15 protein-coding genes and 1 pseudogene are annotated in these 17,785 nt (G+C 38.5%); 4 read left to right on the top strand and 12 right to left on the bottom strand.

Annotated elements, in window-relative coordinates; translation table 11 throughout:
* Positions 1-196: 196 nt before the first annotated feature.
* A pseudogene (locus PQ578_RS15175) lies at positions 197-2,581 on the top strand (penicillin acylase family protein).
* Positions 2,582-2,621: 40 nt separating this feature from the next.
* Here PQ578_RS15175 and PQ578_RS15170 read toward each other — a convergent pair.
* The gene (locus tag PQ578_RS15170) at positions 2,622-3,689 is read right to left on the bottom strand and encodes a branched-chain amino acid aminotransferase (protein WP_273835183.1); all 1,068 of its coding nucleotides are present in this window, start codon (positions 3,687-3,689) and stop codon (positions 2,622-2,624) included.
* Positions 3,690-4,067: 378 nt separating this feature from the next.
* On the opposite strand from PQ578_RS15170, the gene PQ578_RS15165 reads away from it, so the two are divergent.
* Positions 4,068-4,691 carry an acetate uptake transporter gene (locus PQ578_RS15165; protein WP_202407228.1) on the top strand — a complete coding sequence of 208 codons (624 nt, stop codon included), beginning with the start codon at positions 4,068-4,070 and terminating at the stop codon, positions 4,689-4,691.
* A 320-nt stretch (positions 4,692-5,011) separates the two neighbouring features.
* Here PQ578_RS15165 and PQ578_RS15160 read toward each other — a convergent pair whose 3' ends face one another.
* The gene (locus PQ578_RS15160) at positions 5,012-5,455 is read right to left on the bottom strand and encodes a DUF6376 family protein (RefSeq protein ID WP_273835182.1); all 444 of its coding nucleotides are present in this window, start codon (positions 5,453-5,455) and stop codon (positions 5,012-5,014) included.
* 118 nt (positions 5,456-5,573) lie between these two features.
* Positions 5,574-5,924 (bottom strand): nuclear transport factor 2 family protein, encoded by a 351-nt coding sequence (locus tag PQ578_RS15155; protein ID WP_273835523.1) that lies wholly within the window; start codon positions 5,922-5,924, stop codon positions 5,574-5,576.
* 333 nt (positions 5,925-6,257) lie between these two features.
* Here PQ578_RS15155 and PQ578_RS15150 point away from each other — a divergent pair, with 333 nt between their 5' ends.
* Together PQ578_RS15150 and PQ578_RS15145 are read left to right on the top strand one after the other, a co-directional pair.
* Complete coding sequence (locus PQ578_RS15150) at positions 6,258-6,689, top strand: helical membrane plugin domain-containing protein (protein WP_159782750.1); 432 nt, start codon at positions 6,258-6,260, stop codon at positions 6,687-6,689.
* A gap of 30 nt (positions 6,690-6,719) precedes the next feature.
* Positions 6,720-7,901 carry an NAD(P)/FAD-dependent oxidoreductase gene (locus tag PQ578_RS15145; protein ID WP_098443838.1) on the top strand — a complete coding sequence of 394 codons (1,182 nt, stop codon included), beginning with the start codon at positions 6,720-6,722 and terminating at the stop codon, positions 7,899-7,901.
* A gap of 57 nt (positions 7,902-7,958) precedes the next feature.
* On the opposite strand, the gene PQ578_RS15140 is transcribed toward PQ578_RS15145, so the two are convergent.
* The 9 genes from PQ578_RS15140 to speE all read right to left on the bottom strand — a co-directional run bounded on the left by PQ578_RS15140 (position 7,959) and on the right by speE (position 17,769).
* On the bottom strand, positions 7,959-9,422 hold the full coding sequence (locus PQ578_RS15140; RefSeq protein ID WP_273835180.1) for a sucrose-6-phosphate hydrolase: 1,464 nt from the start codon (positions 9,420-9,422) through the stop codon (positions 7,959-7,961).
* Between the two features lie 39 nt (positions 9,423-9,461).
* Complete coding sequence (locus tag PQ578_RS15135; protein WP_273835179.1) at positions 9,462-10,871, bottom strand: PTS transporter subunit EIIC; 1,410 nt, start codon at positions 10,869-10,871, stop codon at positions 9,462-9,464.
* A gap of 185 nt (positions 10,872-11,056) precedes the next feature.
* Positions 11,057-12,031: a LacI family DNA-binding transcriptional regulator gene (locus PQ578_RS15130; RefSeq protein ID WP_273835522.1), complete on the bottom strand. Its 975-nt coding sequence runs from the start codon at positions 12,029-12,031 to the stop codon at positions 11,057-11,059.
* Positions 12,032-12,149: 118 nt separating this feature from the next.
* Complete coding sequence (locus tag PQ578_RS15125) at positions 12,150-13,190, bottom strand: PQQ-dependent sugar dehydrogenase (protein ID WP_273835521.1); 1,041 nt, start codon at positions 13,188-13,190, stop codon at positions 12,150-12,152.
* Positions 13,191-13,231: 41 nt separating this feature from the next.
* The gene (locus PQ578_RS15120) at positions 13,232-13,579 is read right to left on the bottom strand and encodes a VOC family protein (RefSeq protein ID WP_273835178.1); all 348 of its coding nucleotides are present in this window, start codon (positions 13,577-13,579) and stop codon (positions 13,232-13,234) included.
* 278 nt (positions 13,580-13,857) lie between these two features.
* The gene (locus PQ578_RS15115; protein WP_273835177.1) at positions 13,858-14,295 is read right to left on the bottom strand and encodes a cell wall hydrolase; all 438 of its coding nucleotides are present in this window, start codon (positions 14,293-14,295) and stop codon (positions 13,858-13,860) included.
* Positions 14,296-14,525: 230 nt separating this feature from the next.
* Complete coding sequence (locus PQ578_RS15110) at positions 14,526-15,938, bottom strand: LVIVD repeat-containing protein (protein WP_273835176.1); 1,413 nt, start codon at positions 15,936-15,938, stop codon at positions 14,526-14,528.
* A 467-nt stretch (positions 15,939-16,405) separates the two neighbouring features.
* On the bottom strand, positions 16,406-16,687 hold the full coding sequence (locus tag PQ578_RS15105; RefSeq protein ID WP_273835175.1) for a monovalent cation/H+ antiporter complex subunit F: 282 nt from the start codon (positions 16,685-16,687) through the stop codon (positions 16,406-16,408).
* A gap of 254 nt (positions 16,688-16,941) precedes the next feature.
* Positions 16,942-17,769: a polyamine aminopropyltransferase gene (speE, locus tag PQ578_RS15100; protein ID WP_273835174.1), complete on the bottom strand. Its 828-nt coding sequence runs from the start codon at positions 17,767-17,769 to the stop codon at positions 16,942-16,944.
* Positions 17,770-17,785 lie beyond the last annotated feature (16 nt).

The raw sequence follows: 17,785 nt of genomic DNA, 5'->3' as shown, positions 1-17,785 counted from the left end.
GGAAATAGCGTTAATCTACAATAGCACTCGTTTGTTGTAATGTTTTGAAATGGATTATTCGCTTTTCTCGAATTATGACGTGATCTAAACTAGCAGGCTACTTTAGTCTGTTTTGATTTATTTCCAAGCACGAAAGAAAGCGTTATCATTATGAGGTATTATGGTAATATATAGTTAAAACGAAATGGGGGAAGTTATGAATACGGTTGTTACACCTGTAAAACAGCCTAAGTTACAGAAGAGGAAGTGGCCGTATTACCTTACTGGAAGTATCTTATTACTAATGATTATTGCTTTAGCCATCAGTTTTTGGCTTGTGCAGAGAACAGCTCCTGAAACAAATGGAGAAATCACTTTATCAGGCTTAGAAGGTCCTGTTTCCATTTATCGAGATCGTTCAGGCGTTCCTCATATTGAAGCCTCATCTACAAAGGATCTGTTTATGGCTCAAGGATTTGTGACAGCTCAGGACCGCATGTTTCAAATGGACCTAAGTCGTCGTCAAGCTTCTGGAACACTGAGTGAAGTCATTGGTGAGTCCACGATCGACAATGACAAGTTTTTTCGTACGCTAGGCTTAAGAAGGGCTGCAGAAGATTCTTATAACGCCTACTCTGATGAGGCAAAGCAAATACTCGAGTGGTATGCAGATGGTGTCAACGCCTATATGACACAAACAAAAGCGGAGAATTCACTGCCAATTGAATTTACACTTGCGGGTTATGAACCAAATGCATGGACACCACTTGACTCTCTTACAATTGGAAAGTATATGGCGTTTGATTTAGGCGGCCATTGGGAAGGTCAGGCATTTCGCTACTACCTTCTTCAGAATTTCTCAGAAGAAGAAGCAATGGATTTGTTTCCGAGCTATCCTGATAAAGGGTCTACTGTTATTCAAGAAATGAAAGAAAGTCAGTTAGATATCTCAAAAAGTTTTGCTAAAGCGGTTATCCCAGATCCATTTAATGGAAGTAATAATTGGGTCGTATCAGGCGAAAAAACCGCTTCCGGAAAGCCTCTTCTAGCCAACGATCCGCATCTTGGACTTGGTACGCCTCCTATCTGGTACGAAACACATTTAAATTCTCCAGATTATCACGTTAGTGGCGTTATTTTTGCAGGCGTTCCTGGAATTATCGTGGGACGAAACGACTCGATCGCCTGGGGGGTTACAAATGTAGGACCAGATGTTCAGGATCTCTATATTGAAAAAAGAAACCCCGCTAATCCCAATGAATTTCAATATAATGATTCATGGGAGGAAGCAGAAGTTCTTGACGAAAGGATACCCGTTAAAGACAGTGAACCGATTCCCTACGAGGTTGTGATTACACGCCACGGTCCAATTCTTTCTGAATTTGCCCATGATGATCAACCAGATACAGCTTTATCCCTCAAGTGGACTGCATTAGATCCTTCAACCGAATTGGAAGCTGTTCTTAAGATCGATTAAGCGTCTAACTGGGAAGAATTTAAGGAAGCGCTCACTTCTTTTCATACGCCAGCTCAAAATTTTGTGTTTGCTTCCACTGACGGAACGATTGCTTACCGAGCAAATGGACTCATTCCAATTCGTAAAAATGGCGATAGCATGCTGCCAGTCCCCGGTTGGAACGATGACTATGAATGGGAAGGTTATGTTCCCTGGGAAGAACTTCCGACAATCGTAAATCCGGATGAAGGGTTCATTTCTACCGCAAATAATAAAATTACAACAGATGACTACCCCTATCACATCACCCATACGTGGGCTCAACCTTATCGTCAGGAACGTATTCGAGAAGTATTAATTGACGGAAATAACCTTGAGGCTCAAGATATGATGAACCTTCAAAATGATTTCGTGAATTTACAGGGAAAGGAGCTCACTCCCCTATTAACAAAGGAACTTCATCGAGAAAACTTGACCTCAGTTGAAAAAGACGCTCTCTCGCTTCTTCAAGAGTGGAACTATATTGATGGTAGAGATGAAGCTGCTCCCCTCCTCTTTCATCTATGGTTAGTGGAGATGGAAAAGGTGCTATTTGATGGAAAGATTGACAAAGAAATGATGCCCCTTTTTGATGGGAAGAGTCAAGTCATTGATCAGCTCATTAGACGGGCAGTAAATGGTGAAGCTGGACCTTGGATGGAGAAGTCTGGGGGATTTCAATCCGTAGTAACGAAATCCTATCAAGCTGCGGTTGATCGTGCCGTTTCATTACAAGGACAAACACCTAAAAAATGGGCTTGGGGAACGTTCCATTCCGTACCATTTGAACATCCTCTTGGAGCGATAAAACCTTTACATCTTCTCTTCAATCCAGAAGTGAACGCGATGGGCGGTAGCCGCGTAACAGTTGGTGCTGCAGGCTGGAATTCATCAACCGGTACGGTTAACCACGGAGCCCCCTGGCGAGGCGTCACGGATTTAGCCAATATGGAAACAAGCTATAACGTCATATCCCCTGGTCAATCTGGTTACGTATTTAGTGAATGGTACGACAATCAAATTGATGATTGGGTAAATGGACGTTACCACGAAACGAAGATGAGCGGCTATGAAGAAAATGCGAAGCATCTTATTCTGAAACCGTAACAAAAGGCTCTCTCAAACGAATGAGAGAGCCTTTTACTTGCTATTTTACGGATACTGTCCAATTTTGTGTATCTTCTAACTTCCCTGTTTGGATCCCTGTAATGGTGTCATACAATTTCTGAGAAAGCTCTCCAATTTCATGATGATTAATAACCATTTTCTTACCTTGCCAGTTGAGTTCTCCTACTGGTGAGATGACGGCAGCCGTTCCAGTACCAAACGCTTCTTCAAGCTCTCCCTTTTGCGACAGCTCATACAGTTCTTCAATAGATACCTTTCTTTCAGTGACTCTAATATCCCATTTCTTTAACAATTCAATAACGGACATTCTTGTAATGCCGTGGAGAATGCTACCGTTTAATTCTGGCGTAACAACTTCTCCATTAATCTTAAAGAAGATATTCATGCTCCCCACTTCTTCAATATAACGCTTTTCAACTCCGTCAAGCCAAAGAACATCTGCATTTCCGTCTTTATAGGCTTTTGCCTGCGCTTGATAAGCGGATGAATAGTTTCCGGCCGTTTTTGCCATTCCTGTTCCGCCTTTAACAGCTCTAGTGAATTTATCTTCTACGCTAATTTTCACTGGTGTTAAGCCACCAGAAAAATAAGAGCCAACTGGTGAAAGAATGATCAATAGTTTGTACGTATTTGAAGGAGCAACAGATAAATTTGGCTCTGTTGCAATAATATATGGGCGTACATAAAGCGATGTTCCCGGCGTTGATGGTACCCAATCTTGCTCAATGTGAATCAATTCTTTTAAGTAACCCATCACACGTTCTTCATCAATTGGAGGAATGCTCAATCGGTCGCTTGAAAGATTCAAGCGCTGCAGATTTTTCTCCGGTCTAAATAAAAGGATACGATCGTCAGAACGATAGGCTTTTAAACCTTCAAAAACCGTTTGACCGTAGTGAAAAATCATCGCAGCAGGATCAAGAGTAATAGGCTCATAAGGAATGATGCGTGGCTCAAACCACCCTTTATCGGTTTCATAATCCATTACAAACATATGATCGGTAAACGTTCTTCCAAAAGGGATCTGATCCTTTTCAGGCTTCGCTTTTAAATTCGTACTTTTAACAATTTCTAAATCTGTACTCATGGCCAGGACTCCTTACTCATTTAAAATAATATTCATAACTTGTGCTCCTTCCACTTGAAGGCAGCTTACTATCTATCTATTGTACTGCCAAACTCTATTGAATTAAAGCTTTATAGTACAGAAAGATGAAAAAATTCAGTAAAAGATGTTTTTCTTCATAACTATCTTATCTTTCATCGCATTGCAGTAATTTTCAACTGCTTCTCTCAAAAAAAGATATCCTTTATTCACTGTTTTTTGTAAACGATACCAAACATACAATAGCACCATTTTAGTTTTCAAGACTTTGTCTTCTCGATTACGATTAGTGAATTTACTATTGCAACTGATGTCTTTTTCACGTAAATTAATCAAGTATGTTTATTAGGAGGTCTCATCATGAATCAAACACAAAACACGCAGCGCGTGCAAATGGTAACTGCAGATCCATCGGCTATTGGACTGTTTGGTCTTGCAATGGTTACGCTTGTTGCATCATCAGCTAAACTAGGTTGGACAGACGGCGTATCCTTTGTCCTACCATGGGCAATTTTTCTAGGAGGTATTGCTCAGCTTATTGCTAGTTTCCTCGATGCCAAACACAATAACACGTTTGGAACGACTGCCTTCGCAGCTTTTGGTCTATTTTGGCTAGGTGTCGGAACATCCTGGTTAATTCAATTCGGTGTTTTCGGCGATGCAGCAGCGGCAGCTGTTGATCCAAAACAATTAGGCATTGCATATGTCGGATATTTAATCTTCAGTGTCTTTATGACAGTGGGTGCGATGGAAACACATAAAGTTCTTTTCTTTATTTTTGTCTTTATTGACTTCTTATTTATCGGGCTTACATTCTCTACTTTAGGAATTTTCCCTGAAGGAATGCACTTCTTAGCCGCTATTGCTGAGTTCTGTATTGCAATCTTGAGTTTCTACGGTTCAGCTGCTAGCGTATTAAATACCCATTTCGGCAAGGTGACACTACCTGTCGGAAAGCCTTTTGGTATTTTCAAGCAGGCTTAGTATAAAAGACAGATGAAAGTTAACTTTCATCTGTCTTTTTTGTATCACTATTTGCTTTTTGAACGAGCTTATTTATGCTAAACACCGATCTTTCAAACGCTTTCCAAGTAAATGAACATTCTCTTTGCCCTCTAATCATAAATCGTAATCCTTCCCTGCAAACAATTTTCAATGTACTCCTCTATTAGTTTACCATAATATCATTATGTAGAATATTATTCTTTATTAAAAATCGTTTAGCACACTTAGTAGATTATATATGTTTCAATTAATTAAAAAGAGGCAAAGGGGATCCAACTCCCATGCCTCACTAGCTGTTCTTATTCACTTAACTGATTAATCTGATCAATAACATCATTAATCTCTGTTAAAGTTTGAAATGACTTCGTATTTTCAACCATCGAAGGATCCAAATTCCCATCTTCCATATTCTTTAAAAATTGATCAATTGTATTCAAAGCTTTTTCATTTCGATCAACAATGTTCTGGTGGAGTTCCGCTCCAACTTTCGGCGCTTCTAACTCGTTAAATTCCTGTATCTCTTTCTTCATCTCTTCAAGTCGACTTTCAAATTCATTCAATGCCTGTTCATCATTAATCGCCTGTTTGGCTAAAGTAGGAGCTTCAGTGGCAAAATCGCTCGCCTCACTAGCGTATTCACGTGCCTCATCGACATAGTTTAGCGTACTGTTCACATTCTCGAGAAATGAACAGCCGCCGAGAAATAAGATTGTTGTAACAAAAACGATCGCTATTTTCTTCATTTGTATTCCTCCCTTAATTTCCCAAACATACGATAGGCTCAAAACAGATCATCTTTCATGCTTAGCTTTTATACGAATCAGAAAAAATTAGGTTTCATTAGCAGTGAAAATCATCTCATTACTTAGCTAATGTTCCCTGATGAAAGAACAGTTGCCATTGATCGCCATTTTTTCTCCATATCGAACTTCGAAGCGTTTGTTGATTTCTCGTTTTATCATGAACGCGATATGTAGCAAGCATCACATCTTTTGCTAAAGGGTGAATGTCAAAATCAGATAACGTCATTTCTCTTAGCGAAAGGCCTCCTTCTACCGCATCCTTTTTACTCCAAATCGTGCCCGAACTTCCAAACTCAAAGAAATCAGCTGCGAGTATTGAATTTAACTTCAATGAATTCTCCCTTACTTGAGGCGTGAGCAACTCCTTTTCCAATTGAAATATCTGTGTTTTGATTTCATCGATTCTCATATTTTCACCTATCATTTTTTACCATTACCTCCATTTTACTCCTTCAAAAAACCACTAGTAGCAGTAATTTTAACGAAATTATTGATGTAAGCGGTTAAGTGGAAGGCTATGCATTGAAATTCAATCAAGGATAATTTAACCTATTAGAGTAGGTATAAAAGATAACTGGATGATGGACACTTTAAAAGAAAAACACAATGAATTACGTCCCATTTTTCTTCTGTCGCTTGATTAGTGCCTTATACATATAATCAGGCTTTTGAATACCTTAACATGGTTTTGCCTTACGATAGAACAAACAAGCGTAATTGCTTAAAAGAAGGAGAAGTGACTATGTCAGAATCAATCACAACCGAAACAGGCGAAAAACGTGTTCCTACTCAAGACGAGCGCGAACTGCTTGATCAGCTTTTAGATCCTAAAGTTCAGGAGTCACTAAGCGTACTAGTAAAGGAACTACCTAAAGTAACAGAACTTGTCAACATGATGTCTAAATCATATGATACCGTACAAGCTCTCGCAACAGATGATGTATTAAAAAATGATACTGTCGAATTCATGTCTGAAATTCTTCACCCTGTCAAAAATTCAGTAAAAGACGTTGCTGCTAATGCTATTGAAGCAAAGGATGAAGCAGAAAAAAGCTCTGAAGTTATTGGCCTTTTCGGACTTTTGAAAATGCTCAAAGATCCACAAGCTCAAAAACTTTTCAGATTTGTAAATGCCTATCTTAAAGTTTCAGGCGAAAAAAGTAACCAAAAATAATACTGATCTGCTAGAAATGGAGGAACAATCATGTCAAAACAAATAGTCATTTTGGGCGCAGGTTATGGTGGGCTTCTTTCTGCTTTATCCGTACGTCAATACTTAAACGAATCAGAAGCAACTGTTACATTAATCAACAAAACGCCAACACACCAAATCATTACTGAATTGCACCGTCTAGCTGCTGGTAACATCTCTACAGAGGCTGCTGCACTTCCACTCGACAAGTTATTAAAAGGAAATGACATTAACCTTAAAGTAGCAACGGTTGATTCTTTTTCTGTTGATAACAAAGAAGTGAAGCTTTCAGATGGCTCTACACTTTCTTACGATGCACTAGTCGTTGCACTTGGTAGTAAAACAGCTTACTTCGGCATTCCAGGACTTGAAGAAAACAGCATGGTTTTGAAGTCTGCTGAAGATGCAAACCGTATCCACGCTCATGTGGAAGAACGCATTAAGAGCTTTGCAGCATCAGGTGACGAAGCGGACGCTACCATTCTTATTGGTGGTGGCGGTCTTACAGGAACTGAGCTCGTTGGCGAACTAGCGGATGAAACACCGAAGCTTGCTCGTAAATATGGCGTAGATCCTGCTAAAATTAAACTGAAGCTTGTTGAAGCAATGCCAAAAATTCTCCCAATGCTTCCGGACGAATTGATTAACCGTGCAATGACAAGTCTTGAAAAGCGCGGCGTTGAATTCCTAACGAACCTTCCTGTTACAAATGTTGAAGGTAACGTCGTTGAACTAAAAGACGGTCAAAAGATCGTAACAAACACATTCGTTTGGACAGGTGGCGTACAAGGTAACCCACTCGTTGGCGAATGCGGAATTGAAGTCAATCGCGGCCGTGCAACGGTGAACAATTACCTTCAATCCACTTCACATGAGAATGTATTCGTAGCTGGAGACAGTGCTGTTTACTTCAAACCAGGAGATGAGCGTCCTCAACCACCGACAGCTCAAATTGCATGGCAGATGGGTGACTTAATCGGGTATAACTTATATGCTTACCTTTATGATAAAGACTACAAAGAATTTGAACCCGTTAACTCAGGTACATTAGCAAGTCTTGGACGTAAGGATGCAGTTGCTCAAATCGGAGGCAACTCAACTTCTCTTAAAGGACTTCCTGCATCTGTGATGAAAGAAGCAAGTAACGTTCGTTACCTTTCACACATTAAAGGTTTGTTTGCCTTAGCATACTAAATGACGAATCACTTTCTATAAAGATAAAAAAAAGTGCTGGGAGTTCCAGCACTTTTTTCATATATTAAAATCTGGTTTTGTATCTTTTACAATTTGATTTAAAGGATATAAGTCACCTGTAACACCGTGGCAACATACGACATTCATGCCTTTTATAAACATTCGACTCGTAAACACAGTTTCGCCATGATCACAAAATATTTCAATGCTTGAGGAATCTATAAAAAGACGAATTTGATGCTTCTCTTTTTGTTTTCTTAATGCATATCTTTTTGTACCATATTCTTCAGCATAAACTTGGGTCATCTTTGATCGATCAAGACAATACTCTTCTCCATTTGAAGAGAAAACCACGGTTTCATTATCTTCATTTCTAAACACAATTTCAAATTCTTGGTCGACTTCAATGACCATTTCAAATGAACGGGAAGTTAATTGGTGATTCGTTTGCAGATCCTGCCCCTTTGCCCTCAGCTCTCTTAGCTCTTGAAGAGGCTGTTGTACTAAACGATTCCCCTCAATCTTAACTTCTCTCGGCAACGTTAACATGTGAGCCCACATATTTTGGTCTGTCGGATAGATGCTCTTTGAATTGCCTAACCAGCCAATTAGAATCCTTCTTCCACATGCATCCTCATAAGTTTGTGGAGCATAGAAATCAAACCCTTTGTCTAATTCGATATATTCGTAGGCATTCAGTTTACTCTTAGCAACATCTAATACATCACTAATACAATACACCACCGAAAATACATTGTTATACTGATACTTATCTTTATTCAACTCCCCTTGAGGAGAAAAGATAAGAACACCGCAATTATTTTGTTCAAAATAGTTGGGGCACTCCCACATATACCCTGCATCCTTAAAATTCGTCTGGAGAATGCCATGATACGTCATTTCATTTGGTTGGTCTCCTGAATAAAGAGCAATTGCGCCTTTATTCTTACTTGTTTCACCACCCACAAGCATATAGTATTTCTTGTCTCGTTTAAAAACAATCGGATCTCTAAAATTATTGCTGAATTCTGCAGGCGTCCCTTCTATTATCACGTTTTCCTTCGATATCGTTTGATCTTCATTTAAGAATCCATACACTTGACTTGGTATGGCTACACTCTCTTCAGTTAGATGATTTCCTGTATAGAACAGGTGCATCTTATCCCCTTCAACAAAAGCGGATCCTGAGTGACACCCGTGAGAATCATATAACTGATCTGGATATAGAGCGATACCGTGATCTTTAAAATGGATGAAATCTTTCGTTGAAACATGATACCAATGCTTCAATCCATGAACAGGTCCTAATGGGAACCATTGATAGAAGATATGGTGTTCTCCTCTAAAAAAAGCTAATCCATTTGGATCATTCATTAACCCATGATGAGGTGCTATATGATAACTCGGATAATACGGATCCTCTTTTGCAATTTTTTCAATCGTACTTAGATAGTCATTCGAAACATCTGACAATGTAACAAAACGATTCTGGCGGTTAGAAAAATCAATGTAATCAATCATGTAAAGCTTCCCTTCTGTTAAACCTTAAGAAAATGAACATTAGCCATGTTTAATATTTAAATTTAATACAGGTTGTTCCGCAGACGGCTTTTCACGATAAGCAATGAACGTAACGAGAAACGAAGTGGCCAATGCAACTAGAATCACAAGAATGTATTGAAAGAAACCATCGCCTATATACAATAACAATCCTGGTAACATCGTCGAACCAGTACCCGCAGCAGCGATGCCCAAAATCGAAGCAAACCCACCGCCGACTGCGCCACCTAAACAACCGTAAATAAATGGCTTTACTTTCGGTAAGTTAATCGCAAACATCACAGGCTCAGTTATGCCAAAGAAAGCAGGTATAACAGAACCTAACATATTAGATCGCTTAATTTTATCTCTTTGCTGAATAACGACCGCAAGAGCTGCTCCAGCTTGACCGGCGATTGCTGCCGTACCAATTGGATTGATTAAATCATATCCTGTTTCTGCAACCATCTTAACGGTTATCGGAACAATCGTATGGTGCATACCTGTTATCGCTAAAAGCTGAATGGTACCTCCATAAACAAATCCACCGATCCCAAATGGTAATTCAAAGAAATACATGATGCCAGAAGTAAGTAAGTTTTCTATCCCCAAAATCACCGGGCCCACGATAACAAGTCCAAGAATTAATGAAAACAGTAATGTGACAAACGGTGTCAAAATAAGGTCTAGCATCTCAGGAATGTATTTTCTTGCTATTTTTTCCGTTTTGGCAGCTAACCAACCCATAAAGACAGCAGGTAGAATCGAACTTTGCATACCTGTTATTGGAATATCAAATCCTAATATTGTAAGAAGTAGCGGATCTACTTCCCCGAACGATACAGCCCATTTATCCGGTAACTGTGGCGCTACTAGCATTAAGCCGAGGGCTATTCCAATGACGGGTGATCCTCCAAATTTCTTCATAGCAGACCAAGTAATTAACACCGGAATGAATGTAAACGCTGTATCTGTTAGTACTTGAGACAGCACTAAAATGGTTGAGGAGAGTTCCATTCCGAAACCGTTTACAAGTAATCCTCTAAGTCCCATCAATAGACCTGTTGCAATGAGAACAGGGATAACAGGTATAAAAATATCTGCAAAGGTTTTTGTTAGTTGTTGAATCTTAGAATTGTTTGAATTTTTTGGTTCATTAGAGCTGTCTTGATTGTCAGTAACTCCAGCTTTTTCAAGTTCAGCATAAACTTTATTTACAAAACCAGTACCAAGAATGATTTGATGTTGCCCACTTTGATAAAAATATCCGCTTACGCCTTCAATTGAATCCAGTGATTCTTTTTTAAGCAATGTATCATCATCCAGCTCGACCCTTAATCTTGTTGCACAGTGAGAGATGCGATAAATATTCTCTTTTCCACCTAATGCTTGTAATACAGAATGAGCAACTGTTTTAGGATTCTTCGCCATGATCCTACCCCTCCAATAGCATATTCGTTATCCTCACAAAAGCGGAAACGTTTCCACTTTGTCCTAAAAAGAAAATTTCTGATTAAATCCCCTAACTGGAAACGTTTCCAGTTAGGGTGAAAAATGAAAGCGACTCTAGAAATCGCTTTTGAATAACTAAATGATATCGTTTACACACTAGGGAGTCAAGTGTTTTTTTTATTTGTACTATTTCCATCAAAAAAGGTAACTGGAAGAACATTTTTCTTTTCAACTGGCTGTTCCTTAATTAGATTAATAAGCACTTCTACTGCTTTTTCAGCCATTTCAGCAACAGGTTGGATAATTGTTGAAAAAGTTAATTCATCTTCCTTACTGGAAGTAACACCATCAAAACCAATCACTTGCACATCCTCAGGAACTCTTCTTCCTACATTTTTTAGGGACCGCAACAATAATTTCGCCCACTTATCATTCATGGTAAAAAATCCATCCACATCAGGATTTTGTTTTAAAAATCGTTGGATAACCGCTTCAATGTCTGTGACAGGCTCTCTTAATTCGTAAATACAGTGATCAACATTTTTGCTTAAACTCTGAGTTTCAAATCCAAGCCGGCGTTTCATCGATTCATTTTCAATGTTTGAAACACTACCTAAATAAGCAATGCGCTTACAACCCCGTTTTATCAGTTCTTTAGCTGCAAGCTCTCCACCTTTCTTATTATCACTCGTGACAAATACGACATCTTTCGTAAAGTGTCGATCAATACTTACAATCGGTAGGTGACTTGAAATATATTGATCAAGTTCAGCACTATAGGTAATTGCAATTAACCCATCTATTTTATTTTTTTCAAGCATCGAAATATAGCTTATTTCTTTCGCACGTTCATTTTGAGTATTACAAAGGATCATTTTATAGCCAAGATCAGACAATTTCTTTTCAACATGATAGGCAAATTTCGAAAAAAACGGATGCCAGATTGTAGGTACAATTAAAGCGATGGATTGACTTTGCTGCATTTTAAAATTCCTAGCTACTTCATTTTGCTTATAATTCAATGCTTCAATCGCTCGTTCTACTTTTCGTCGCGTTGTTTCTTTAACAAGGCCATTATTATTAAGTACTCGTGAAACAGTACCTAGTCCTACCCCAGCTTCTCTTGCTACATCTTTCATATTTACCAAAGTTCTGATTCACCTGCTTTGTTAATGAATTCATACAAAAATTATTGTAACATAGAAAAAGTTTTCAAGTTGGCCGATAACCTCAGTAAGAAAGTATGATAAGGTTATCCTACTCCACATTCACCTTTATCATCCGATCATCTTCTTTAACGGGATCCCCTCGACCATCTTTATTATTCGTAATCGCATATAAGTTTTCCTCATCTAAAAATAATGAACGAACTCGTCCAATTCCTTCTTTCACAACTGTTGTTCCCTGTCCTTTAAGCTGAAACGACCGAATTGCCTCACCTCGTAAGCAAGCGACATACAATTGATCATTCCAAAAAACCATTCCTGACGGAGCCCAAGTGTCGTTACCAGAATGATAAAGTGGCTGCGTCATCCCATCAGCAACTTCATCACCTTCAATCACAGGCCAGCCGTAATTATTTCCTGGTTCTATTTGGTTGATTTCATCATGTGCAGACTGCCCATGCTCAGAGCTAAAAAGCTGTCCTTCATCATCCCAGGCAAGTCCCTGCGGATTTCGATGGCCATACGAGTACACATAGGAATCCTTAAATGGGTTGTCTTCTGGAACATTTCCCTCTAGATCCATGCGAAGGATTTTACCCGCTAAACTTTCCTTATTCTGAGCTAAATCTGGTTCACCAGCATCGCCAGTTGTAATATAAAGCATGCCATCAGGTCCTAATTTCACTCTGCCACCATTATGAAACTGTGAACCAGGGATGTTAGAAAGAAGTTCGTCCGTTTCTGTCCATACCCCTTCTTTCAACTCAACCTTAACAACTCTATTCAGCGTTTTATTATCTTCTAGGTAAGTATGATAGAGGAAAGCTGTTTGCGATTCCGGAAAATCTACTGATAATGCTAGACCTAAAAGACCACCCTCTCCTTCGCTGTGAATCGCTTTTGCAAGTTGCAGAGACTGCCTCTCCAAACGATTCGTAACGTTTGCCACCATGCCAGAACGTTCCGTTAAATAAAATGTTTCTTCAGATCGTGTGATTTCCCACGGAACATCCAAATTTTCTATAAATGCTTCCTCATCATAATTTTCCTCAGCTACATGCTCATCAGAACGATCGTTAGGTTCATGACTAGAGCATGCTACCAAAATGAGAAATGCTCCGATCACTCCCATTATTCTCACGATGTATGCCTCTTTTCTCATTATTTATAAAATCACTCACAAATCATTAATACATTTCCGTCAGGATCCTTAAAGTTAAACCAATGACCGTTTTCAATTTCCGTCACAAGTTCAATCCCCTTTTCTTTCATAAAGGAAAAGGCAGCTTCAATGTCATTCGTATCAAAATGAAACGCAGGTGTTTGGAATATGGTTTCGGACGAAAAAATTTTACTATCAAGCACAAGTCCAGTCCCCTTCATAGGAACAATATAAAGGTGTCCAGCGATAATATCCCCATCTGCCTCGAGGCCAAGCAAATCACAATACCATTTTTTAGCTTCCTCGATGTTTTTTACTGGGATAAAGACCGCACTAACTCGATTTAAGATTGGTGTCAATTGGCTAACCTTCCTTTCAATATAAATTTCTCATCAACTATATCTCTTCTCGATTCCGTGTGTTGATCCTGCTCAGGAATAATAAATCAAAAAAAGTACTTACTTTTAAAGTACTTTTGCTTCCTATGGTAAAATAATTCAACAAAATTATCCCTCTACATTTTTGCTTTCTAGTCAGTAGCTGAGGTGGGTTAGATATAGAAATATTCCTCAAACAAGAGGAGCCTATCTACGTTCAGATAGGCTCCTCTTCATGTTAAAGGAAAAAATCCTTAATCTTAGTTATAAACACTAGCACATGTGCCAGCTTCTGGTTCATAATAACAATGATTTTTATATTGACCTGCAAAAGGTTGCCCGTACCAGGTAGGAGGACAAGGAGCATAAGGATTGAAATACCAAAGAGCATATTTCCCTGGATGTTCTCTCCAATAATCCAAGTTCTTTTTTGCTAATCGTTTTTCAACAGACCTTGCTCTGTTGTAGAAGACATTGCCTTTTTGGACGGCTTCAAAAGAATAATTTCCTCCTTGCACCTGATAGATGACTTGAGGAATGGTTCTCAGACCGATAAAGTCTAAACATTCTGCGCTAGCACGATTGACAATGACATTCCCTACATACAACATTCCTTGCTTCCCTTCACCTTCAGCTTCCGCTCTCATCATTCTAGCCATTAAATCAACGTCTGAACTTGAGTATTTAACTCTCGGCATATTTTTCACCCCAAGTACATTGTATGAAGGAAATGGACTTTTATGACATTCTTTCTATAACACCATCATCATCGAGAAAGTTCTACTAATTTTTTATATTCGTATAGAATTAGTAGAAGAACGAAATCGCTAAACGTTCATAAATAAAAAAGGGGATAGATCAGTAGCATGCCACTACTTACCTCTCCCCTTCTTGTAATATACAAGTTACATAAACCTACCCCACCAATCTAGGACTGTGGAACAGATTGATCTTTCTGTTTATTCCCGTTATTCTGTAGCACTTTTAAACCACTACCGATGTCTGACGCTAGAATGTAATTTCGATCCACGAATACACCCCACACATCTGATTGCTCTGGTGTGTATTGAGCAATTTCTGTCGGTTTAGAGGGATTTGTAATGTCTACCGCTATAACTCCTCCCGCATAGTGAGAAAGATAAAGGGTATTTCCATGGACTTTTGGATCGTGAACTGTTTTCGCAAAGGTGACATTGTCTTCTTCTGGAATATCATAGGTTAACTCTGTTTTAAATTCACTCAAAAGTTTTGGATTACTCTTATCTTTTATATCAAAAATACGTGTATAACCATATGCATTTTCATACCCTTCTTTAACTGGGTCATAGACTTCTCTTGTTTCAATTAATACCGTCCCACCTTTTGCAAGGGTCGAGGAGTGAGCGGATCCCTGCTGATCAGATGCAAAATCAGTTCTTCCAAGGTACTCAGGTTCCTCTGGATTCGATATGTCAAATATGACTGTGCCAAGATCCCACATCGAGACATATGCGTACTTTCCAGTTTCATCTACCATTGTACTGTGGTTAAAGAGTGGTCTAGTTTTACCATCCGGTGAGTTCCAGTGATAGCCATTGAAATCGTCTGCTACCTCAGGAAGTGTTCTCGGATCAAACTGCCAGAGTGTCTCTGGGTTCGTTGGATCTGTCACATCAACAATTTGAAAGTCTTTTTCTTCTCCATCACTGTAATAATCAGCATAAGGGTTTGCAGCTACGACTATTGCGCGATTACCTTGGGTTGTTAAGTATAACTCATGTGTTCCTCTTGTTTTCTTAGTCACTTCCCAAAAGCCAAGTTTTTTAGGGTTTTCCGGATTCGTTACGTCATATAAAAGAAATCCACCTTTGGAATCGGGATTGTTTTTATTTAGCTGTTGAACGGAAACGACTGCAAGATCACCTTTAAACTCAGGAGTGCTAATGGATTTCACAATTACTTTCTCCTGCCATGTTTCTGGAATATCGTTATTTGCAAATACCGCTACCTCTTCTGGATTTGCAGGGTCTTTCAAATCAAACACCCGAACTCCGCCATTGCCATTGTTCTGCACATGCGTGCCTACATAGGCATATCCTTTGTGAGCGTAAACATCAGCAAAGGAATTTTGCTTACCGTCTTCACGAACAATATCCATCTCTGGTGCTGCCACTTCTTTTAAGAAATTAAGGTTTTTACTACCTTCAAGAACCGGAGCTGCAACATTATCATAATTCGCGCGTTCTCCTTTTTCAATATTCACATCTCCAATTTCATCATGTGCGAGGACCTGTCCTGGAAGAATAATAGAAAATGCCAAAACTCCAGACAATGCCGTGTTAACTATGTACTTACTATTCAACTCATCGCCTCCGATATCTAAATATTCTGATAACGAAATAATGATAACACACTTAATTGTAAATTTAATTCATATTTTGAAAAATGATCCACATGAACCACTTATTATTGAATAGGTCGTGACTAATGGAATACCGCCTTTCACTTTATACTAGATTTAAATCATGACTATACTCCTGGTTCCTTATTATTTCAAATTAATATTTAATAGTTTAAACGTAGTTCTTTCTAAAAGCATGTTTGTCAGAAAGCCTCTTAGTTTCCAAACCAAAACTATTATAAATCGGCCTATTATTCTTATGACTGGGCTATATTATTCAATGAAATTAATCCAGTGCTCATATCTAGTACCATCACCGTTATTTCAAACAAATTCGTGTAACCCAATCTTTAATTCCAGTTAAAAGGAGCCTATCTTACTACAGATAAGCTCCGATTTAATAAAAGGTCTCTACTTTTCACACGCCCTTACTTATCAATAATTTTTCCTTTTTCTATAAATTTTGCAGTTGCTACAGTACCGATAAATGATAATATTCCTACAAGTAATATGACATCATTAAGGGCTGTAGAGGATAACTTAATAGCTAACAAGCCACAAAAAGCTATTATGCTTGTGCCTATTGCATCTAAAGCAACTGCTTTGTCAGCTTCCGTTGGCCCTCTTAATGCTCTGTATAGTAATAAAAGGAGAGAGATGCCTATTATAACCATACAGAAATTCACAGTCATTAAGATGATATTCCCCATCTTCCATAACACCCTCTGCCCATTCAAATTTTTCAATCACTTAATATAAAGTTACTTTTCAGAAAGCTAGGCTGTTTTCAAATTGATTGAAAAAGTTTTTTTAACAGCTCCCCTAACTATCGGTCGTTAGTTAGAAGTGGAAGAAACCTATTAATTCCCTCAATCGTTTTATCAGTCTCCTAGCTCTTAATCTTGCAACAGGGATTATTAGGAGCACTATCTACTCCATAACTATAATCTAATAAATTCACCTTTTATTCACATAAGCTTTTAACAAACTTAGGTAATGCAAAACTTGCATAATGTACTTCTGGTGTGTAGTATTCCACATCTATATTGGTAATTTTGTCCATCGGTAATTCTAAAGGATCGTAAACCTTTGAACCCATAGTAAATGTCCACATGCCACTCGGGTAAGTGGGAATGTTGCAAGTGTATAGACGAGCAATTGGAAAGATTTCTTTCGTATCACGTATAGCGTTTTTAATTAGGTCTGGTTTAAACCATGGATTATCCGTTTGAGCTACAAAAATACCATCCTTTTTTAAAGCCTTTGCAATCCCTGCATAAAAACCTTTTGTAAACAAACCTGCAGCTGGACCAACAGGCTCAGTAGAATCAACCAAGATAACATCATATTTATTTTCACTTTTGATAATATGTTCAAATCCATCTCCAATGATTAATTTAGCTCTTGGGTCACTATATCCAGACGAAATATGAGGTAAATGTTTCTTCGAATATTCCACTACTTTCCCATCAATTTCAACTTGTGCTACTTTTTCTACTTTATTATGCTTAAGCACTTCTCTAATTGTTCCTCCGTCACCACCGCCAACGATTAGAACATTTTTAGGTGAAGTATGTGTAAACAATGGTACGTGAGCAATCATTTCATGATAGACAAACTCATCTTTTTCTGACGTCATAACCATACCGTCTAATAACAACATATTTCCGAATTGCTGAGTTTCTAACATATCTAGCTTTTGGAAAGTTGTCTGTTCACTTTCTAGTGTGCGATTGACTTTTCCTGTGATACCGAATGAAGATGTTTGTTTCTCTGTAAACCATAATGACATAATATGTTCTCCTTCT

Source organism: Guptibacillus sedimenti (genome assembly GCF_028610665.1).
Classification (GTDB): Bacteria; Bacillota; Bacilli; order Bacillales; family Guptibacillaceae; genus Guptibacillus; species Guptibacillus sedimenti.
Note: the sequence above shows the minus strand (reverse complement) of the source record. Positions and strands in the feature narration are given on the sequence as shown.

Excerpts from the sequence above, each read along its gene's own strand:
- PQ578_RS15170 (WP_273835183.1), bottom strand. The coding sequence starts at position 3,689 with ATGAGTACAGATTTAGAAATTGTTAAAAGTACGAATTTAAAAGCGAAG.
- PQ578_RS15165 (WP_202407228.1), top strand. The coding sequence starts at position 4,068 with ATGAATCAAACACAAAACACGCAGCGCGTGCAAATGGTAACTGCAGAT.
- PQ578_RS15160 (WP_273835182.1), bottom strand. The coding sequence starts at position 5,455 with ATGAAGAAAATAGCGATCGTTTTTGTTACAACAATCTTATTTCTCGGC.
- PQ578_RS15155 (WP_273835523.1), bottom strand. The coding sequence starts at position 5,924 with ATGAGAATCGATGAAATCAAAACACAGATATTTCAATTGGAAAAGGAG.
- PQ578_RS15150 (WP_159782750.1), top strand. The coding sequence starts at position 6,258 with ATGTCAGAATCAATCACAACCGAAACAGGCGAAAAACGTGTTCCTACT.
- PQ578_RS15145 (WP_098443838.1), top strand. The coding sequence starts at position 6,720 with ATGTCAAAACAAATAGTCATTTTGGGCGCAGGTTATGGTGGGCTTCTT.
- PQ578_RS15140 (WP_273835180.1), bottom strand. The coding sequence starts at position 9,422 with ATGATTGATTACATTGATTTTTCTAACCGCCAGAATCGTTTTGTTACA.
- PQ578_RS15135 (WP_273835179.1), bottom strand. The coding sequence starts at position 10,871 with ATGGCGAAGAATCCTAAAACAGTTGCTCATTCTGTATTACAAGCATTA.
- PQ578_RS15130 (WP_273835522.1), bottom strand. The coding sequence starts at position 12,031 with ATGAAAGATGTAGCAAGAGAAGCTGGGGTAGGACTAGGTACTGTTTCA.
- PQ578_RS15125 (WP_273835521.1), bottom strand. The coding sequence starts at position 13,190 with ATGGGAGTGATCGGAGCATTTCTCATTTTGGTAGCATGCTCTAGTCAT.
- PQ578_RS15115 (WP_273835177.1), bottom strand. The coding sequence starts at position 14,295 with ATGCCGAGAGTTAAATACTCAAGTTCAGACGTTGATTTAATGGCTAGA.
- PQ578_RS15105 (WP_273835175.1), bottom strand. The coding sequence starts at position 16,687 with ATGGGGAATATCATCTTAATGACTGTGAATTTCTGTATGGTTATAATA.
- speE (WP_273835174.1), bottom strand. The coding sequence starts at position 17,769 with ATGTCATTATGGTTTACAGAGAAACAAACATCTTCATTCGGTATCACA.